Consider the following 16,518-nt stretch of genomic DNA (forward strand, 5'->3'; position numbering starts at 1 on the left):
GATGTTGCGGATGGCGCGTCAGTCGGCTTGAGCGCCGTTGCGTCGAACCGACAGGTAAAACATCGCCAATGCGGCAATGACGATGCCCGGAGCCGAGGCCATCATCACGCCGGTGGTACCGGTGCCCAGCGCCAGCATCTTGCCGGCCACCAATGGACCGCTCATGGCGCCCAGCCGACCAATGGCGACTGCGCTGCCGACGCCTGTGGCGCGCACCGACGGACGATAGAAATGCGGTGCCAGGGCGTACAGCACGCACTGCCCGCCGGTGGCGAAAAAGCCGGCGACGAAACCAGCCGCCAGCATGCTCTCCCACTGGCTGGCCAGGCCCAGCGCCGTCAGCGAAGCGAGAATGCCGACATAGATCAATGCGGACAGCGCCCAGGCTGGCAACCGGTCCATCACCCAGCCCAGCAACAAGGTGCCCAAAGCCGCGCCAAACTGCAGCGCCAGCATCACCCAACTGGCCTGGCGGCCGCTGAAGCCCTGGCCGACCAACAGACTGGGCAGCCAGTTGATCAGGATGTACACCACCATCAAGGTGAAGAAGTAACTGACCCAGATCATCGCGGTCGGCAGCGCCGCGCCCTCGTGGAACAGACCCCGGACCACGCCGATGGGCGCAGCATCGCGAGCGTTGCGAAACTGGGCCGACTCCGGCAGATACAACCCCAGCAGCGGCACGATCAACAACGGCACCACGCCACCGACGTAGAACACTACCTGCCAGCCTCCGGCCAGTTCGGCGATGCCAATGCTGGCCGCGAGTGCCGCGCCCAGGGGCACGCCGCAATACATCAGGCTGACAGCGGTACCACGCAGGCGCGGGCTGGCCACTTCACTGGTCAAGGCGATCAAGTTGGCAGGGCGGCACCAAGCCCGACGCCGGTGAGGCAGCGGGCAACCATCAGACTATTGAAATCCCAGGCCGCGGTGGTGACCAGCGAGAACAGCCCGAACAGCGCCACCGAGGCCATCAGTACACGTTTGCGACCGATGCGGTCGGCCAGCAGACCGCCAAGGAATGCACCGGGCAGCAGGCCGAAAATCCCGGCGCTGAAGACCCAGCCCATGTGCAGTTTGTCCAGTTGAAAGGCTGCCGCCATGCCTTGGGCGGCGATCCCGGAAGCTTGCAGATCAAGGCCTTCCATCAGGGCGACGAGGAAGCACAGACCAATGGTCCGTGCCAGGTACAGCGGGGTTGTTGTCACGTTCAGCGATGTCATGGGGAGTACCCGTTTTATTGTTGTTATGCGATCTGAGCCGCCTCTTCCCCTGTAGGAGCGAGCATGCTCGCGATGAGCCCCAGAGCGCCGCGGGGTATCAGGCACCCAGCGTCATCGTTGAAGTCCATCGCGAGCTTGCTCGCTCCTACAGGTTTTGGGGTGTTAGCGCTGTTTGAGCAGGTCCAGCGCCACATCAACGATCATGTCTTCCTGACCACCCACCATCCGTCGCTTGCCCAGCTCGACGAGGATGTCGAGGGTCTTGAGGCCGTATTTCGCGGCGGCGATTTCGGCATGGCGCAGGAAGCTCGAATAGACCCCGGCATAACCCAGCGCCAGGGTCTCGCGGTCGACTCGCACCGCCCGATCCTGCAGCGGGCGGACGATGTCATCGGCAGCGTCCATCAGCGTGTAAAGGTCGGTGCCGTGGTTCCAGCCCAGCCGTTCAGCGGCGGCGATGAACACTTCCAGCGGCGCGTTGCCGGCCCCCGCACCCATGCCGGCGAGGCTGGCATCGATACGGTCGCAACCTTCCTCGACGGCGGTAATCGAGTTGGCCACGCCGAGCGACAGGTTGTGGTGTGCGTGCATGCCGGTTTCGGTTTCTGGTTTGAGCACCGCTTTGAAGGCGCGAAATCGATCGCGCACATCCTGCATGTTCATCGCGCCGCCGGAGTCGGCCATGTACACGCACGTCGCGCCGTAGCTCTCCATCAGCTTTGCTTGTGCCGCCAACTGCTCGGCCGGGATCATGTGGCTCATCATCAGGAAACCGACGGTGTCCATGCCCAGCTCGCGGGCATATTCTATGTGCTGTTTCGAGACGTCGGCCTCGGTGCAATGGGTGGCGATGCGCACCACTCGGGCACCGGCGTCGTAGGCCGCTTTGAGGTCATGTACTGTGCCGATTCCGGGCAACAACAAGGTAGTGATTTTGGCGTGACTGATCACATCCGCAGCGGCTTCGATCCATTCCAGATCGGTGTGCGCCGCGAAGCCATAGTTGAAGCTCGAACCTTGCAGACCGTCACCGTGGGCGACTTCGATCGAGTCGACCTTGGCCTTGTCCAGGGTACGGGCAATGTCCTGCACGTTCTGTAGCGAGTACTGATGGCGGACGGCGTGGCTGCCATCGCGCAGGGTCACGTCAGAGATGTAGATTTTCTTGCCGTTCATGAAATGTTCCTCAGGCCTTTTGCATCGACTGCGCCATGCGCTCGGCGGTGGCCAAGGCAGCGGAGGTCATGATGTCGAGATTGCCGGCGTAGGCTGGCAGGTAATGGGCGGCGCCTTCGACTTCGAGGAACACCGAAGTCTTGAGCCCCGAGAACTTGCCCAGGCCGGGAATGTTCAGCGGTGCGTCTTCAGGGATCACATCGAACTGCACTTTTTGCTTCAGCCGATAGCCCGGCACATAGGCCTGCACGGCGGCCGCCATCTCGACAATCGAGGCTTCGACCAATGCCTGGTCTGCCGCTTCGGACAGCACGAATACCGTATCGCGCATCATCAGCGGTGGCTCGGCCGGGTTCATCACGATGATCGCCTTGCCCTTGGCCGCACCGCCGATCACCTCAATGGCTTTGGAAGTAGTTTCGGTAAACTCGTCGATGTTGGCGCGTGTGCCGGGACCGGCGGATTTGCTGGCAATCGAGGCGACGATTTCGGCGTAGTGCACCTTGGCCACGCGCGACACGGCGGCGACCATCGGAATGGTTGCCTGGCCACCGCAAGTGACCATGTTGACGTTGAGCTGATCCAGATTCTGTTCCAGATTCACCACCGGCACGCAGTACGGGCCGATCGCCGCCGGGGTCAGGTCGATCAGGCGGATGCCCGGTTTGATCGAGCGCAGGAAAGCGTCGTTCTTCACGTGGGCACCGGCCGAGGTCGCATCGAAGACGAAATCGATGTCCTTGAACATGTCCAGGCGGGTCAGGCCTTCCACGCCTTCGTGGGTCACCGCCACGCCCATGCGCTGGGCGCGGGCGAGGCCGTCGGAAGCCGGGTCGATACCGACCATCACCGCCATTTCCAGCTGTTTGGCGTTACGCAGAATTTTGATCATCAGGTCGGTGCCGATGTTGCCGGAACCGATGATGGCGACTTTGAGTTTGTTCATGGTTGTTGCCTCTTATGCAAAGTCGACCGCGACACGACCGATTCCATTGATCTCGGCTTCGAAACGGTCACCGGCAGCCACCGCCACCATTGGCCCGAGTGCGCCGGTCAGAATGATGTCGCCGGCCCGCAACGGTTCGCCCAGGCGCGCCATGGTGCGGGCCAGCCAGACGGCGGCATTGAGTGGATGACCCAGGCATTCGGCACCGCTGCCGGTGGAGACTTCTTCGCCATTGCGGGTCATGCGCATGTTGGCCTGGCGCAGGTCCAGGCCATCGAGGCGGCGGACCGGGCCGCCGAGCACGAAGCAGCCGCTGGAGGCGTTGTCGGCCACGGTGTCGACGAAGCGGATGTTCCAGCCCTGGACCCGACTGCCGACGATTTCCAGCGCCGGCACGACGCCACCGACCGCTGCCATGACGTCGGCGAACGTGGTGTCTGCGCGGGGCAGATCGCGCTCCAGGATCAGCGCGATTTCCGCTTCGATCTTCGGTTGCAGCACGCGGCTCAGCGGCACGCTTTGGTTATCGCCGTAGCACATGTCGGCGAACAGGGTGCCGAAGTCCGGCTGATCGACGCCCAACTGTTGTTGCACTTTGGGGTTGGTCAGGCCGATCTTGCGACCGACCACGCGCCGGCCGCTGGCCACGCCATGGGCGACGTTGAGCCGTTGGATGGTGTAGGCGGCTTGAGCATTGTCTTCGCCGATCTGCTCGCGCAGTGGGGCAATGGCTTCGCTGCGGGCTTCGGCCTGGCGCAGGTCGGCGGCGAGTTGTTCCAGGGTGTCTTGAATAGGGATCATGTCGGCCTCGATCATCAGTGGGTCAGGAAGTCCAGAACCAGACGGTTGTAAGTCTCGGCGTGTTCCCACTGGGCCCAGTGGCCGCAACGGTTGAACACGTGCAGTTGTGCGTCGGGCAGACCGGCCAGCAGGCGCAGGCCAGTGTCCATCGGCACGAAACGGTCCTCGCGACCCCAGACCAGCAAGGTCTTGGCCTTGATTTCATGCAGGCGATGGCTGAAATCCGGGAACTGCTTGGGGTTGAGGGTGCTGCTCTTGACGAAGTTTTCCAGGTGATCGCGGCGCGCGAGGATGTTGTCCAGACGGGTCTGGAACAAGGCGTCGGTCAGGCTGCTGGCATCGAAGACGAAGACATTCATCATCTTTTTCAGGTTGTCGATGGTCGGTTCGCGGTACAACGCGCCGATCAACTTGATCCCTTCGGTCGGCTGAGGGACGAAGGCGCTCGGGCCGCCAGTGCCTCCGCCCATCAGCACCAGTTTGCCGATGCGCTCGGGGTAGGCGAGGGCGAACGCCACGGTGCTGTGGCCGCCCATGGAATTGCCGATGATGTGCACGCGATCCAGGTCCAGGACGTCGATCAGGCCTTTGAGGGCGCGAGCGTTGAGGTCCGAACGCGAGCCGTCGCAAACGATCGGGTCGCTTTTGCTCCAGCCCGGGCAGTCCATCAGGATCACGCGGTAACCGGCGTTTACCAGTGGCTCGATGTTGCGGTGGAAGTTGGCCCAGCCGCTGGCACCGGGACCGGAACCGTGGAGCATGACCACGGTTTCGGCGGCCGGATTTTCAGGGCTTGGGCCCACATCGTTGTAATGCAGTTGCAGGTCCAGGTCGCCTTCTTTGATACGGGCAAAGCGGCTGCTGGAAGCTTCGGTGAATGCAGGGGCAGTCATGGCAGTTCCTTGGAATTTTAGTGGTTGTTGTTCAGCGGCCGGGCGCCAAGGGTGGCGAAGCCTGCGATCCATTCGGGAATCGGGCGGTAGTAGCGGCCTTCGGTCTGGTACGGGCCGAAGGCCGACAACGCGGCGAAGGCGGCGACCCAGGTCTTCACTTCGTGGGTGGACTTGCCGGCCAGCGCCGACAGTTCGTCATTGCCCAGCGCATCGAGGTCGCACAGGCGGCCCTGTTCGAGGGTGTCGAGAAAGCCCTGGTCCCACGTCGGGTTGAGCGGGTGCAGGCTGTGCTGGTCGTCGACAAAATCCCGGGCGGCCTGGATCACACGGTTCTGACGCGCCTGACGTTCATCGGCCGGCAAATGGCGGCCACTGCCCATCAGGCGATCGGCCATGCGTACATCGACTGTCGCCAGCTCCGGTACCGGCGGCTGGTGCGACAAGCCACCGGACGCCAGAAACAGCACGCGCTTGTTCAGCGATCTGGCCCATTGACCGATGGCCTCACCGAGCAGGCGAGCGCGTTTGAAGCCGGGCAAAGGCACTGCCACCGAGTTGATGAATACCGGAATCACCGGACAACCCTGCAGACCGCCAAGCAACAATTCCAGTGGCTGGGCGAAGGCGTGGTCGACCTGCATGCAATAGGACACGGCAGTGTCGACACCGGCATCCAGAACCGCTTGGGCACAGGACTCGGCCAGCGCCTTGGGCACTTCCAGCTTACCGGCGGCAGTGCCGAAATCACCGATGGCCTCGGCCGCCATGCCGATGCAGAAGGCCGGCATTACGTCGTAGAAAAAGCCGTTGTAATGGTCCGGGCCGAACAGCACGATCAGCTCCGGGGCGAAACGCGCGATGCGCTCGCGGGCGTCGGCGATGGTCGTGTCGACTTCACTCAGCACCTCAGGCGTCGGGTCGACATAACCCACCAGCGGCGTGTGCGACATACAGTGCAGATAGGCGCTCATCTCAGGCCACCTTGCTGGCGACAAGCGTCGCGGCAGGTTGCGGCAGGGCCTTGAGAGCCAGGGCCAATTGATCGCAGGCCTGGCCGACGGTTTGCGGGATCGCCAGCCCCGCAAGGAAACGGTCCGGACGCACGAGGGCGATGGAGGCCGAACCGCGAGCGAACCATTCCTTCAGACGACCCGTGCTGTCACCGACGCGAACCACGCTGGCGCTGGCGTCACTGGCGGCCCTGAGCTGAACGTCCGGCAGTACCTGAATGAATCGTGTGCCCAATGCCTGCCAGTACTCGACCTGTTCGGCGCTCAGGCCCCAGGTCGGATCGCATCCCCAGGCGATGATCGCGAAATTCTTGCCGATTACTTCGTCGAGCAACACCCGCTCGCCGGTCTCGGTCAGCACCTGCGGTTGAATGAACATTTTGCCCACGGGCGAGGATTTTTCAGTCGGTACGATCAAGGCGCCCTGGGTGTATTGCGGCATCGGTTTGAAGCGCATTTCGAGGAAGTAGCGTTTGACTGGTGGCACATAATTGAGCAGCCAGGACACGCCATCACGCAGCGTGCCGTGCCAACGCTTAGGTGGCGCCAGCACGTGACCGGCGAGCACGGACAGATCGATCATCGCCTTGGCGTGGTCGCGGCGTTCCTGTTCGTAGCTGTCAAGCAGGCTGTCGGCAGCCAGGCCCTTGATCACCAGTGACAGTTTCCATGCCAGGTTGGAGGCGTCGCGCATGCCGCTGTTGTAACCCTGGCCTTGCCAGACCGGCATGATGTGCGCGGCATCGCCGGCCAGCAGCACCCGACCCTGACGGAAGCGCCCGGCCAGGCGAGCGTTGTGGGTGTAGACGCGGCTGCGGATCAGTTCGATGCGGTCGGGGTTGGGCAGCACTTTGCCCAGCAACTTGCGCATGTTCTCCGGCTTGCTCAACTCGGCTTCGGTTTCGCCGGGCATGACCATGAATTCGAAGCGGCGCACGCCATGGGGCAGGGCAGCGGACACATAGGGCCGTTGCGGGTCGCAGCACAGGTATACATGCGGGGTGCTCAACGGGTCATTGGCGATGTCGACTACGATCCACTGATTCGGCGCGGTCTTGCCTTCGAAGCTGATGTCCAGGCTGCGCCGCACCAGACTGTTGCCGCCGTCGCAACCGATCAGGTAGCGGGCATGCAGGCGTTCGCCGTGACCGTGCTGATCCTTGAGGTTGAGCACCACCGCGCTGGCGCTTTGTTCAAAGCTTTCGAGCTCGCGGCTGAACAGTACCTTGACGTTGTCGAAGCGCTGCAAGCCTTGGAACAGCACGCGATCGGCCAGCGGCTGGATGAACGCATTGCGCCGCGACCAGCCGAATTCATCGGTCTTGGGCTGGATATCGGCAAAGCAGCGACCCTTAGGCGTGAGGAAGCGCATGGCGTGCCAAGGGGTGGTGTGAGGCAGCACGGCGTCGGCCAGGCCGACAGCCTGGAAGGTACGCAGGCTTTCGTCGTCCAGGCCGATGGCGCGGGGGTAGTCGATCAGGCTGTCGAGTTTTTCCACCAGGGTGACTTTCACGCCACACTGACCCAGGTAATTGGCGATCATCAGGCCGACCGGGCCGGCGCCGACAATGGCGATGTCGGTGGTCAGTTCCAACGTGGAAGGCGTGGGTGCAGGACTCATGGGTATCTCCGTACAGCGCTTTGGATTTCTTGTTGGGCGCAGTATGGAAATCGTCAGGCTGGTCGACAACGACAACCCTTGCTAGTGTGCACTGAGTGCACATCGTTGATTTTCAACAAAAACGGGGCGATCAATGAGCGAGACAGAATACAAGGCCGTGCGCGGACTGATGCGCGGCCTGGCGCTGATCAATGGCTTGAACCGCTTCGACGGCGGGGCCAGCACGGCGCAACTGGCCGAGCAGAGCGGGCTGCATCGCACCACGGTTCGACGGTTGCTAGAGACTTTGCAGGCCGAAGGTTACGTGCGGCGCAGCGAGTCGGATGACAGCTATCGGCTGACCCTGAAAGTTCGCGAATTAAGCGAAGGGTTTCGCGATGAACAGTGGATCTCCTCGATCGCCGCGCCGTTGCTCGGCGAGCTGTTGCAGGAAGTGGTGTGGCCGACGGACCTGTGCACCCTGGACGGCGATGCCATGGTGATTCGCGAGACCACCCATCGCTTCAGCCGCCTGTCGTTTCACCGCTCCATGGTCGGCCGGCGCCTGCCATTGTTGATGACCGCCACCGGGCGCGCGTATTTTGCCCATTGCCCACCCGCCGAGCGCGAGGAACTGATCGAACTGATGATCAGCCGCGAAGACGAGCAATCGCCCTTGGCCGCAGATCGCCGCTTTGTCGAACGGCTGGTCGAGCACACGGTCGGCAAGGGCTACGGTGAAAACAACTCCCACTGGGGACAGGAACGCAAGATTGCCGCGATTGCTATCCCGATCACCCACGAAGACCGGGTAATGGGCTGTCTGAATCTGGTGTACATCGCCAAGGCAATGTCGGTGGAGGAGGCCGCCCGGCGCTATCTGCCGGCGATGCAGGCTGTTGTACAAAAATTCAGGCGCAGTTGCAGTAGGGGGGCCTGTATCTTTTCCGGTGACTATTTCCGGTGACTATCACAATATAAAAAGCTATATAGCGTTTGGCCTGCACCTTCTTACACAGGGAATGAATGATGAGTACGGTCTTGAGCAACAAAGAAGCGGTCGGTGAGCGTTACCAACTGGAAACGATGCGCCACGCACAACAGATGACCTGGGAGGCCATCGACCGGATCGCCCGGGTCATCACCCCCGGCATGCGCGAGTCCGAGGCCCAGTTGCGAGGCAAGGAGGTCCTGGCGCAAATGGACATGGACCGTATCTGGCACCCGCTGCTGGTGCGTTTCGGCGCCAACACGCTCAAGACTTTTAAGCAGCGCTCCGATGGCGATCCCGAGCTGGGTGAAGAAGACATTTTCTTCATCGACATGGGCGTGGTGTGGCAAGGGCACGAAGGGGATGCCGGTGCGACGTTTACCACCGGCGCCGATCCGCAAATGCTCGCCTGCGCCTCGGCGGCCAAGGAGCTTTTTGATCGGGTCGAAAGCTTCTGGCGCAGTGAGCGGGTTTGCGGCGTGGCGCTGTACGACTTTGCGGCTGATCAGGCCCGCGCCATGGGCTGGAAGCTCAATCTCGACATCAAGGGCCACCGGGTCAGCGATTTTCCCCATGCGATTTATCGCGGCGGCAATCTCGGCGATCTGGAGCAGTACCCGAACAATGGCTTGTGGATTCTGGAAATCCAGATTGCCCATCCCGATCGTCCCTTCGGCGCGTTCTACGAAGACTTGCTCATCTGAAACCGCTTTGGTGTCGATTGATACATTGCAAGACAATCAATCCGTAGGAGCGAGGCTTGCCCGCGAAGGCATCGGCACATTCAACCTCTATTCGTCAGACAAAATGCCTTCGCGAGCAAGCTTCGCTCCTACAAAGACCAGCAGGCGGAGTCAGTAAACATCGCGCAGATAACGCTTCTGCTCGCTCAACTGGCGCCAGTAATCCGCGGCGCCTTCGGTGCACAATCCGCCATGGTCCTGCGCGATCCGGCGCAAAGCCTGGTCGACATCCTTGGCCATGCGCCCGGCATCACCACAGATGTACAACTGCGCACCTTCCTGTAGCCAGCGCCACAATTCGGCACCTTGTTCGCGGATGCGGTCCTGCACGTAGATTTTCTGCGTCTGGTCACGGGAAAAGGCCAGGCTGAGTTCAGTCAGCAGGCCATCGCGCTGCATGCCTTGCAGTTCGTCGCGGTAGTAAAAATCAGTGGAGGCGTGTTGTTCGCCGAAGAACAGCCAGTTCTTGCCCTTGTCGTCTCGCGCGCGGCGTTCTTGCAGGAAGGCGCGAAAAGGCGCTACGCCGGTTCCGGGGCCGATCATGATCATCGGCAGGTCGCCATCGGCCGGCGTGCGAAAGTGCTTCGAGGGTTGCACGAACACAGGGACGGCGCTGTCCTCGGCGCGGTCGGCGAGGAAGGTTGAGGACACGCCTTTGCGCTTGCCGTAGCGCACGGCGGCCACCGTGAGATGCACTTGCTGTGGGTGTTCCTTGGGGCTGGAGGATATGGAGTACAGCCGTGGTTGCAGGCGCTTGAGGGTGCCCAGCAGTTCACTGGCCGTGCAGTCGACCGGATACTCCTGCAATACGTCCGCCAGTTGCCGACCCCATAGCCAGTCTTTCAGCTCAGCCTTGCGCTCACTGCCCAGCAACTGTTTCAACGCCGGATTGCGGCTGCGCTCAGCGATGAACGCCAGGGTGTCGCTACCGGGGCGGGCGATTTCGAAATGTTCGGTCAAGGCTTGATGCAATGGCAGTTCACCGACCTTGTCGATGTTGACCAGTGTGTCGGCGCCCAGCCCAGTCAGTTGCAGCATTTCACCGACCAGCTCCGGGCAGTTGCGCGGCAAGACGCCCAACGCATCGCCCGCTTCGTATTGCAGCCCGGAGTCGGCCAGCGCCAGGGAAAACATGCGGGTTTCCTTGTTGGTGCTTTGCTGGTTGAGGTGCAGGTTGGTCAGCAGGCGTGAGGCGTATGGCTTGGCTTTGCTCGGTGTGGAAACCGGGCTGGCGACAACAATCGGCGTCGACTCCACCGCCACCGGTTGCAGTGCTTTTTGCAGGTCGGCCAGCCACTCGTCTGCGCGCGCTTCGAACTCGGTGTCGCAATCGACCCGCTCCAGTAGCCGTGTCGCACCCAGTTCCTGCAGACGCAGATCGAGTTTTTTACCGTGCTGGCAGAACTGGTCATAGTTGGGATCACCCAAGGCGAGTACTGCGAAACGCAGGGAGTCCAGGCGTGTCTCGGCACGGCTCAAGGTGTGCCAGAAGCCTTCGCCATTGTCAGGTGCATCGCCGTCACCGAAGGTGCTGCTGATCAGGGCCAGGGTTTGGGTGCTGGTCAGTTTGCTGGCTGGAAAATCAGCCATCGCGCTCAGCTCGACGGCGATACCACCGTCGCGCAACCGGCTGGCGAAACGCTCGGCCAGGGCTTCGGCATTGCCCGTTTGCGAGGCCCACAACAGGGTCACTGCGCGAGAGCTGTCGGCCATTGCGGGCGCGGATGATTCGCTGCGGTCGCTCAGGGCAGGCGTGGCTGGCTCTATCCGGCTGAACAACCCGCCCAGTACACCGTCCAGCCATAGCCGCGTATCGGTGGCTAAGGGCGCGTTGGCTGGCAGGACTGGTATGCCGCTAGCCTGCCGGCCCGCCGTGGATTGCAGGCCACTGACAAAACCGGCGAGGTACAGGCGCTCGCGTTCATTGAGTTTCGGTGAGGGCAGGCGACTGATGCCGGCGATATCGGCGAAGGCCTCGATGTTCGACATGGCGAGTTCCTCTGGCAAGGGGGAAACGGGAAGAGGGGCGTCGGCAGGCGCAGGCACTTCGAGGAACTGGTGCTCGATCAGTTCGATTCGTTGCAGGGCGACGGCGCAGAACTTGAATTCAGGCTGCAGCGAAATCGGGTCGACCGCATCATGGGTGACGGCGTTGATCGCCAGGTTTTCACCGAACACATCGTTCCAGTGAAACGGCGCGAAGCAATTGCCCTGGCGCACCCGGTCGGTCACCACCGCCGGCAGTACGGCTCGGCCGCGCAGCGAACGCACTTCGACATGGTCCTTGTCACGAATGCCGAAGCTGGCGGCATCTTCCGGATGGATCTCGATAAACGGTCCGGGATTGAGCTTGTTCAGGGTCGCGACCTTGCCGGTCTTGGTCAGGGTGTGCCACTGGTGCTGCAAGCGACCGGTGTTGAGCACGAAGGGAAACTGTTCATCCGGCATTTCCGCCGGTGGCATGTGCGGGCGGGCGAGGAATATGCCCTTGCCGCGCTCGGTGGCGAAGACGATGGCTGGCTGGCTGCCATCGGCCTCGATCTTGAGCTTTTGGCTCACGCCATTGTTGAGATAGCGAATCGGATTGCGATCTTCGGCGTCGCTCCCGGCGCACGGCCATTGCAGCGGTTTTTCCCTTAGACGTGCATGACTTGCACCGCGAATGTCATAGCCGGTCTTGGGGTTCCAGGCGCGTTTGATTTCTTCAAACACCCCGGCGGCAGACGTGTAGGTGAACGCTTCGCCGAAGCCCATGGCGCATGCCACCCGCGCAATGATCTGCCAGTCGGCCAGCGCCTCGCCGGGTGCCTCCACGGCCTGCTGCATCAGCGTCAGGTTGCGTTCGGAGTTGATCATCACCCCTTCGGCCTCGGCCCAGAGTGCGCCGGGCAGGAGGATGTCGGCGTAGCGGTTGGTCTCGGTGTCGAGGTAGGCGTCCTGGGTGATGACCAGCTCGGCCGCCTGCAAGCCTTCGATCACTTTGCGGCGGTTGGGCACAGATGCCACCGGGTTGGTGCAAATGATCCAGCAGGCCTTGATCCGGCCAGCGGCCATCTCGTCGAACATCGCCACGGTACCGCCGCCGACTTGGCGTGGCAGGCTGTCGCGCGGGATGTTCCACAAGTCTTCGATGAACACCCGGTCGGCCTCGACCAGCACCGAGCGTTGGCCGGGGAGGCCAGGGCCCATGTAGCCCATTTCCCGACCGCCCATGGCGTTGGGTTGTCCAGTCAGGGAAAACGGCCCGCTGCCCGGGCGGCAAATCGCCCCGGTGGCCAGGTGCAGGTTGCACAGGGCATTGGTGTTCCAGGTGCCGTGGGTGCTTGGTTCAGGCCCATGGTCCAACAACTCATCCACTCGGCCGCCTCACCAATCCATTTGGCCGCTTGACGAATGTCGGCTTCGGGTAGGCCGGTGAGCTCCGCGACTTTGGCTGGCGGGTAATCCTCAAGGAACGCCGGCATGGCCTCCCAGCCCTCGGTGAACGAGGCGATGAAGTCCGGGTCGGTGTGGCCGTTTTTCACCAGCAGGTGCAGCAAACCGTTGAGCAAAGCCAGGTCGGTGCCGGGGCGGATTTGCAGAAACAGGCCGGCCTTGTCCGCCGTGGCGCTGCGCCGTGGATCGACCACGATCAGTTTTGCCCCGGCCTTGACCCGGTCCATCATGCGCAGGAACAGAATCGGGTGACAGTCGGCCATGTTCGCGCCGATCACAAAGAACAGATCTGCCTTATCGAAGTCCTCATAGGAGCCGGGAGGCCCGTCGGAACCGAGCGAGAGCTTGTAGCCGCTGCCCGCGCTGGCCATGCACAGGCGCGAGTTGGATTCGATGTTGTTGGTGCGCACAAAGCCTTTGGCCAGTTTGTTGATCAGGTATTGGGCTTCCAGCGACATCTGTCCCGAGACATAGAACGCCAGCGCATCGGGCCCGTGGGTATCGAGAATGTCGCGCAGTCTTCTGGCTGTCTCGCTGATGGCCTGGTCCATGGCGACCCGTACGGGGTCGCGATCGCGCGCCTGACGCAGGTAGGCGTTTTCCATCCGGCCCGACTCGGCAATCGCCTGCCCGCAGGTAGTGCCTTTGGTGCAGAGACGGCCAAAGTTTGTCGGGTGGGACTTGTCGCCGACGACCTTGACCACCCGATTGCCTTCGACCTGCATGACGATGCCGCAGCCCACTCCACAATAGGGACATACGCTGCGCACGGTTTTGTCTGCCATCTTCGCCCCTCGAAACCCTGCCAACACCTGATCGATCCGCAAATGCAAAAGGCGCCATGTGACCCTCCGTCGGAACGGGGGCTACACGGCGCCTTTGTCGTATAAGTGCAATCTGCGTTGACTGCGTATCAGGTCTTTGCAAACAGCGGGCCAGAACCTGTAGGAGCCGGCTTGCTGGCGAAATCGGTCCGTCAGGCGCCAGCTATACCGACTGGTCCAGCGCTTTCGCCAGCAAGCCGGCTCCTACAGGAATTGCCCGTTTCAGTCGCTGCATGCACTTTTTTATCGCGATGTTCAGGCTGGATGCACCAGCTCATGGCAAGCCGGCTCCTACAGGTCCGTGTTGTTCAATCGATTACAACCCATCCCCCAACGCTTTCAGATACTCAGGACTCTCGCTGATCGAATTGTGCCCCGTACCCGCAATTACCTGCAGCGTCGCCACACCCTTGGGGAAATGGCTATAAAGCCGCCGGGTGCTCGTGGCCGGAATCACTTCGTCATTCCCGGCGACGATCAGTCGTGTCGGCACCGTGATGTGCGCGGCATAGCGCCAGGATTCGTATTTATCCTTCAACAACCACTGCACCGGAAACCAGCGGAACTGGCGGGCTGCGAGTTCCTCCAGGCTGTTGTAAGGCGTAATCAGCAACAGTTTCGCCGCCGGCCGGGCACTGGCCAGGCGCACCGCGACCCCCGAACCCAGGCTACGGCCGACCACGGCAATTTGCGGATGATCGGCATAGACCTTGTCGAACAAGGCCATGGCATCGCGGGCAATCGCTTCTTCGGAGGGCGAGCCGCTGCTGCCGCCGTAGCCTCGATAATGCATCAAATACAGTGCATGTTCAGGGAAAGCCTGGGCGAACACTGGCAGGTTGCGCGAGACATCCTCGGCATTACCACCGAAATAAATCAGCGCTTTGGGACCAACGTGCGGTCGGATCGAAACCAGTACCTGCACGTCGTCGACGGGCAGCCTGAGCAGCGTCTGCGGTGAGCCGACAGCGCTGGGTTGCGGGTAGTAGATGAGTGCGCGCTGAAACACCAACAGCGCAACACACAGCGCCAGATACAACGCTGCGAGGATGACGACCAGTAACACCAGGGTTCGGGACATTCGGCTAACGTTAGTGGGCGGCATTGACGGCTCCGGGGGGCTGTCAGAGTGTAGCTGGCGGTAAAGAAACGCACCGATGCCGCTGGCAGCTACGCTGATACAGGCAGCGGGCGCAGCGCGCCGCACCTGAGCAAGGGTGAGGGTGAGGGACATGTCATGTGCCATCCGGACGGTTTCACCCGCAGGAAAATTCTTACGCTGGCTGCCGGTGTTTCGGCGGTCTTCACGTTCGGTCCGGCGGTTGCGCAAACCACGCTGTCGACGGGAACAGGAGGCAAGACCATGCAGACCCGCGCCATTCCTTCCAGCAACGAGCCATTGCCGATCGTCGGGCTGGGCACCTATCGCGGTTTTGATGTCCCGCCCAAGAGCCTGCCTACAAGCAACTGCCTGGGGTGCTCCGTGCGTTGTTCGAGAAGGGCGGACGGTGATCGACAGCTCGCCGATGTACGGTCGCGCCGAAGCGAACACCGGCGAACTGCTATCGATTCACGAACCGCGCTCGCCGGCGTTTCTGGCAACCAAGGTGTGGACCCGTGGCCGTGAAGAAGGCATCGCGCAGATGGAGCAATCCTTCAAATTGTTGCAAACCGACCGTATCGACCTGATGCAGATTCACAATCTGCTGGACTGGCAAATTCATTTGCCGACCTTGCGCCACTGGAAGGAACAAGGACGCATTCGCTACATCGGCATCACCCATTACACCGCTTCGGCATATGAGGAAGTGGAAGCGTTACTCAAGGCCGAGCCACTGGATTCCTGCAAATCAACTATGCGCTGGATGATCGCGGTGTCGAGAAACGCATCCTGCCGCTGTGCCGTGAGCGCGGCGTGGCGGTGATCTGCAACCGGCCTTTCGGCGGTGGCGGGTTGCTCGGCCGCTTGCAAGGCAAACCACTGCCGGGCTGGGCCGCACAAGTCGGCGTCAAGAGCTGGCCACAACTGGCTCTCAAATTTCTGCTGTCGCATCGGCGGTGACCTGCGTCATCCCCGCACCGGCAATCCGCGTTACATGGCGGAAAACGCCGGCGCCGGCTTCGGCCCGATGCTCACCGATGCCCAGCGTCACCAGTTGATTGCGCTGGTGGAATAGGTAATGAACTCGCGGCTTTCATGCTGATTTCGCCGCCGGCCGGCGTGTCATGGAAGCTCTCCTATACTGTTCGCGTTGACCGGCTCAACGCAGCCTGCGAATGCCGTCGAGCACGCTGACGGCGCCCCGACCATTACTGCAAGGAGATCGAACATGGCAATCCGTATAGGCGACGAAGCACCGGATTTCACCGCCGAAACCACCGAAGGCAAGCTCAACTTTCACGAATGGATTGGCGACAAGTGGGCCATCCTGTTTCCCACCCAAAGGACTTCACTCCTGTCTGCACCACTGAGCTGGGTTATCTGGCCAAACTCAAGCCAGAGTTCGACAAGCGCAACACCAAGATCCTCGGCCTGAGCATCGACCCGGTCAGCGACCACAACAAGTGGTCGGTGACATCGAAGAAACCCAGGGCAATGCCGTCAACTATCCGCTGATCGGCGACGAAAACCTGGTGGTGGCCAAGCTCTACGACATGATTCACCCCAACGCCAGCGGCGGTTCGCGCACGGCGGTGGATAACGCCACGGTGCGTTCGGTGTTCATTGTCGGCCCGGACAAAAAGGTCAAGCGATGCTGATCTACCCGATGAGCGCCGGGCGCAATTTCGACGAAGTGCTTCGTTTGCTCGATGCGCTGCAACTGAACGCCAAACACACCGTCGCCACACGGTGAACTGCGTCCGGGAGAGGA

General features: G+C 61.8%; 9 protein-coding genes and 4 pseudogenes. 4 read left to right on the plus strand and 9 right to left on the minus strand.

Annotation, left to right across the window (positions count from 1 at the left end):
- Window positions 1-18: 18 nt before the first annotated feature.
- The 7 genes and pseudogenes from mhpT to CES87_RS20245 all read right to left on the minus strand — a co-directional run bounded on the left by mhpT (window position 19) and on the right by CES87_RS20245 (window position 7,673).
- A pseudogene (gene mhpT, locus CES87_RS20215) lies at window positions 19-1,226 on the minus strand (3-(3-hydroxy-phenyl)propionate transporter MhpT).
- Window positions 1,227-1,388: 162 nt separating this feature from the next.
- Complete coding sequence (gene dmpG, locus CES87_RS20220; protein WP_128607492.1) at window positions 1,389-2,402, minus strand: 4-hydroxy-2-oxovalerate aldolase; 1,014 nt, start codon at window positions 2,400-2,402, stop codon at window positions 1,389-1,391.
- 10 nt (window positions 2,403-2,412) lie between these two features.
- Window positions 2,413-3,348, minus strand: coding sequence for an acetaldehyde dehydrogenase (acetylating) (locus CES87_RS20225; protein ID WP_128607493.1), 936 nt, complete (start codon window positions 3,346-3,348; stop codon window positions 2,413-2,415).
- A 12-nt stretch (window positions 3,349-3,360) separates the two neighbouring features.
- A complete protein-coding gene (gene mhpD, locus CES87_RS20230; protein WP_128607494.1) occupies window positions 3,361-4,149 on the minus strand; it encodes a 2-keto-4-pentenoate hydratase in 789 nt (262 codons plus the stop codon).
- A 14-nt stretch (window positions 4,150-4,163) separates the two neighbouring features.
- A complete protein-coding gene (locus CES87_RS20235; RefSeq protein ID WP_128607495.1) occupies window positions 4,164-5,042 on the minus strand; it encodes an alpha/beta fold hydrolase in 879 nt (292 codons plus the stop codon).
- Window positions 5,043-5,059: 17 nt separating this feature from the next.
- Window positions 5,060-6,013 (minus strand): 3-carboxyethylcatechol 2,3-dioxygenase, encoded by a 954-nt coding sequence (gene mhpB, locus CES87_RS20240; protein WP_128607496.1) that lies wholly within the window; start codon window positions 6,011-6,013, stop codon window positions 5,060-5,062.
- Window position 6,014: 1 nt separating this feature from the next.
- Entirely contained in the window at window positions 6,015-7,673 is a 1,659-nt protein-coding gene (locus CES87_RS20245) for a bifunctional 3-(3-hydroxy-phenyl)propionate/3-hydroxycinnamic acid hydroxylase (RefSeq protein ID WP_128607497.1), read from the minus strand.
- Window positions 7,674-7,806: 133 nt separating this feature from the next.
- Here CES87_RS20245 and CES87_RS20250 point away from each other — a divergent pair, with 133 nt between their 5' ends.
- Together CES87_RS20250 and CES87_RS20255 are read left to right on the plus strand one after the other, a co-directional pair.
- A complete protein-coding gene (locus CES87_RS20250; RefSeq protein ID WP_128607498.1) occupies window positions 7,807-8,619 on the plus strand; it encodes a DNA-binding transcriptional regulator in 813 nt (270 codons plus the stop codon).
- A gap of 62 nt (window positions 8,620-8,681) precedes the next feature.
- Window positions 8,682-9,347 carry a M24 family metallopeptidase gene (locus tag CES87_RS20255; protein WP_128607499.1) on the plus strand — a complete coding sequence of 222 codons (666 nt, stop codon included), beginning with the start codon at window positions 8,682-8,684 and terminating at the stop codon, window positions 9,345-9,347.
- A gap of 150 nt (window positions 9,348-9,497) precedes the next feature.
- Here CES87_RS20255 and CES87_RS20260 read toward each other — a convergent pair.
- Together CES87_RS20260 and CES87_RS20265 are read right to left on the minus strand one after the other, a co-directional pair.
- Window positions 9,498-13,606: pseudogene (locus CES87_RS20260) on the minus strand (molybdopterin-dependent oxidoreductase).
- 355 nt (window positions 13,607-13,961) lie between these two features.
- Window positions 13,962-14,750, minus strand: a complete 789-nt coding sequence (locus CES87_RS20265) for an alpha/beta hydrolase (RefSeq protein WP_128607500.1) — start codon at window positions 14,748-14,750, stop codon at window positions 13,962-13,964.
- A 258-nt stretch (window positions 14,751-15,008) separates the two neighbouring features.
- On the opposite strand from CES87_RS20265, the pseudogene CES87_RS20270 reads away from it, so the two are divergent.
- Together CES87_RS20270 and CES87_RS20275 are read left to right on the plus strand one after the other, a co-directional pair.
- Window positions 15,009-15,822: pseudogene (locus CES87_RS20270) on the plus strand (aldo/keto reductase).
- Between the two features lie 153 nt (window positions 15,823-15,975).
- A pseudogene (locus CES87_RS20275) lies at window positions 15,976-16,494 on the plus strand (peroxiredoxin); the annotation flags it as partial.
- Window positions 16,495-16,518: the final 24 nt, after the last annotated feature.

Source organism: Pseudomonas sp. ERMR1:02, from assembly GCF_002277815.1.
In the GTDB taxonomy this organism is placed as follows: Bacteria; Pseudomonadota; Gammaproteobacteria; order Pseudomonadales; family Pseudomonadaceae; genus Aquipseudomonas.

What these genes read in the sequence shown, in the direction of transcription:
- dmpG (WP_128607492.1), bottom strand. Translation starts at nt 2,402, where the DNA reads ATGAACGGCAAGAAAATCTACATCTCTGACGTGACCCTGCGCGATGGC.
- CES87_RS20225 (WP_128607493.1), bottom strand. Translation starts at nt 3,348, where the DNA reads ATGAACAAACTCAAAGTCGCCATCATCGGTTCCGGCAACATCGGCACC.
- mhpD (WP_128607494.1), bottom strand. Translation starts at nt 4,149, where the DNA reads ATGATCCCTATTCAAGACACCCTGGAACAACTCGCCGCCGACCTGCGC.
- CES87_RS20235 (WP_128607495.1), bottom strand. Translation starts at nt 5,042, where the DNA reads ATGACTGCCCCTGCATTCACCGAAGCTTCCAGCAGCCGCTTTGCCCGT.
- mhpB (WP_128607496.1), bottom strand. Translation starts at nt 6,013, where the DNA reads ATGAGCGCCTATCTGCACTGTATGTCGCACACGCCGCTGGTGGGTTAT.
- CES87_RS20245 (WP_128607497.1), bottom strand. Translation starts at nt 7,673, where the DNA reads ATGAGTCCTGCACCCACGCCTTCCACGTTGGAACTGACCACCGACATC.
- CES87_RS20250 (WP_128607498.1), top strand. Translation starts at nt 7,807, where the DNA reads ATGAGCGAGACAGAATACAAGGCCGTGCGCGGACTGATGCGCGGCCTG.
- CES87_RS20255 (WP_128607499.1), top strand. Translation starts at nt 8,682, where the DNA reads ATGAGTACGGTCTTGAGCAACAAAGAAGCGGTCGGTGAGCGTTACCAA.
- CES87_RS20265 (WP_128607500.1), bottom strand. Translation starts at nt 14,750, where the DNA reads ATGCCGCCCACTAACGTTAGCCGAATGTCCCGAACCCTGGTGTTACTG.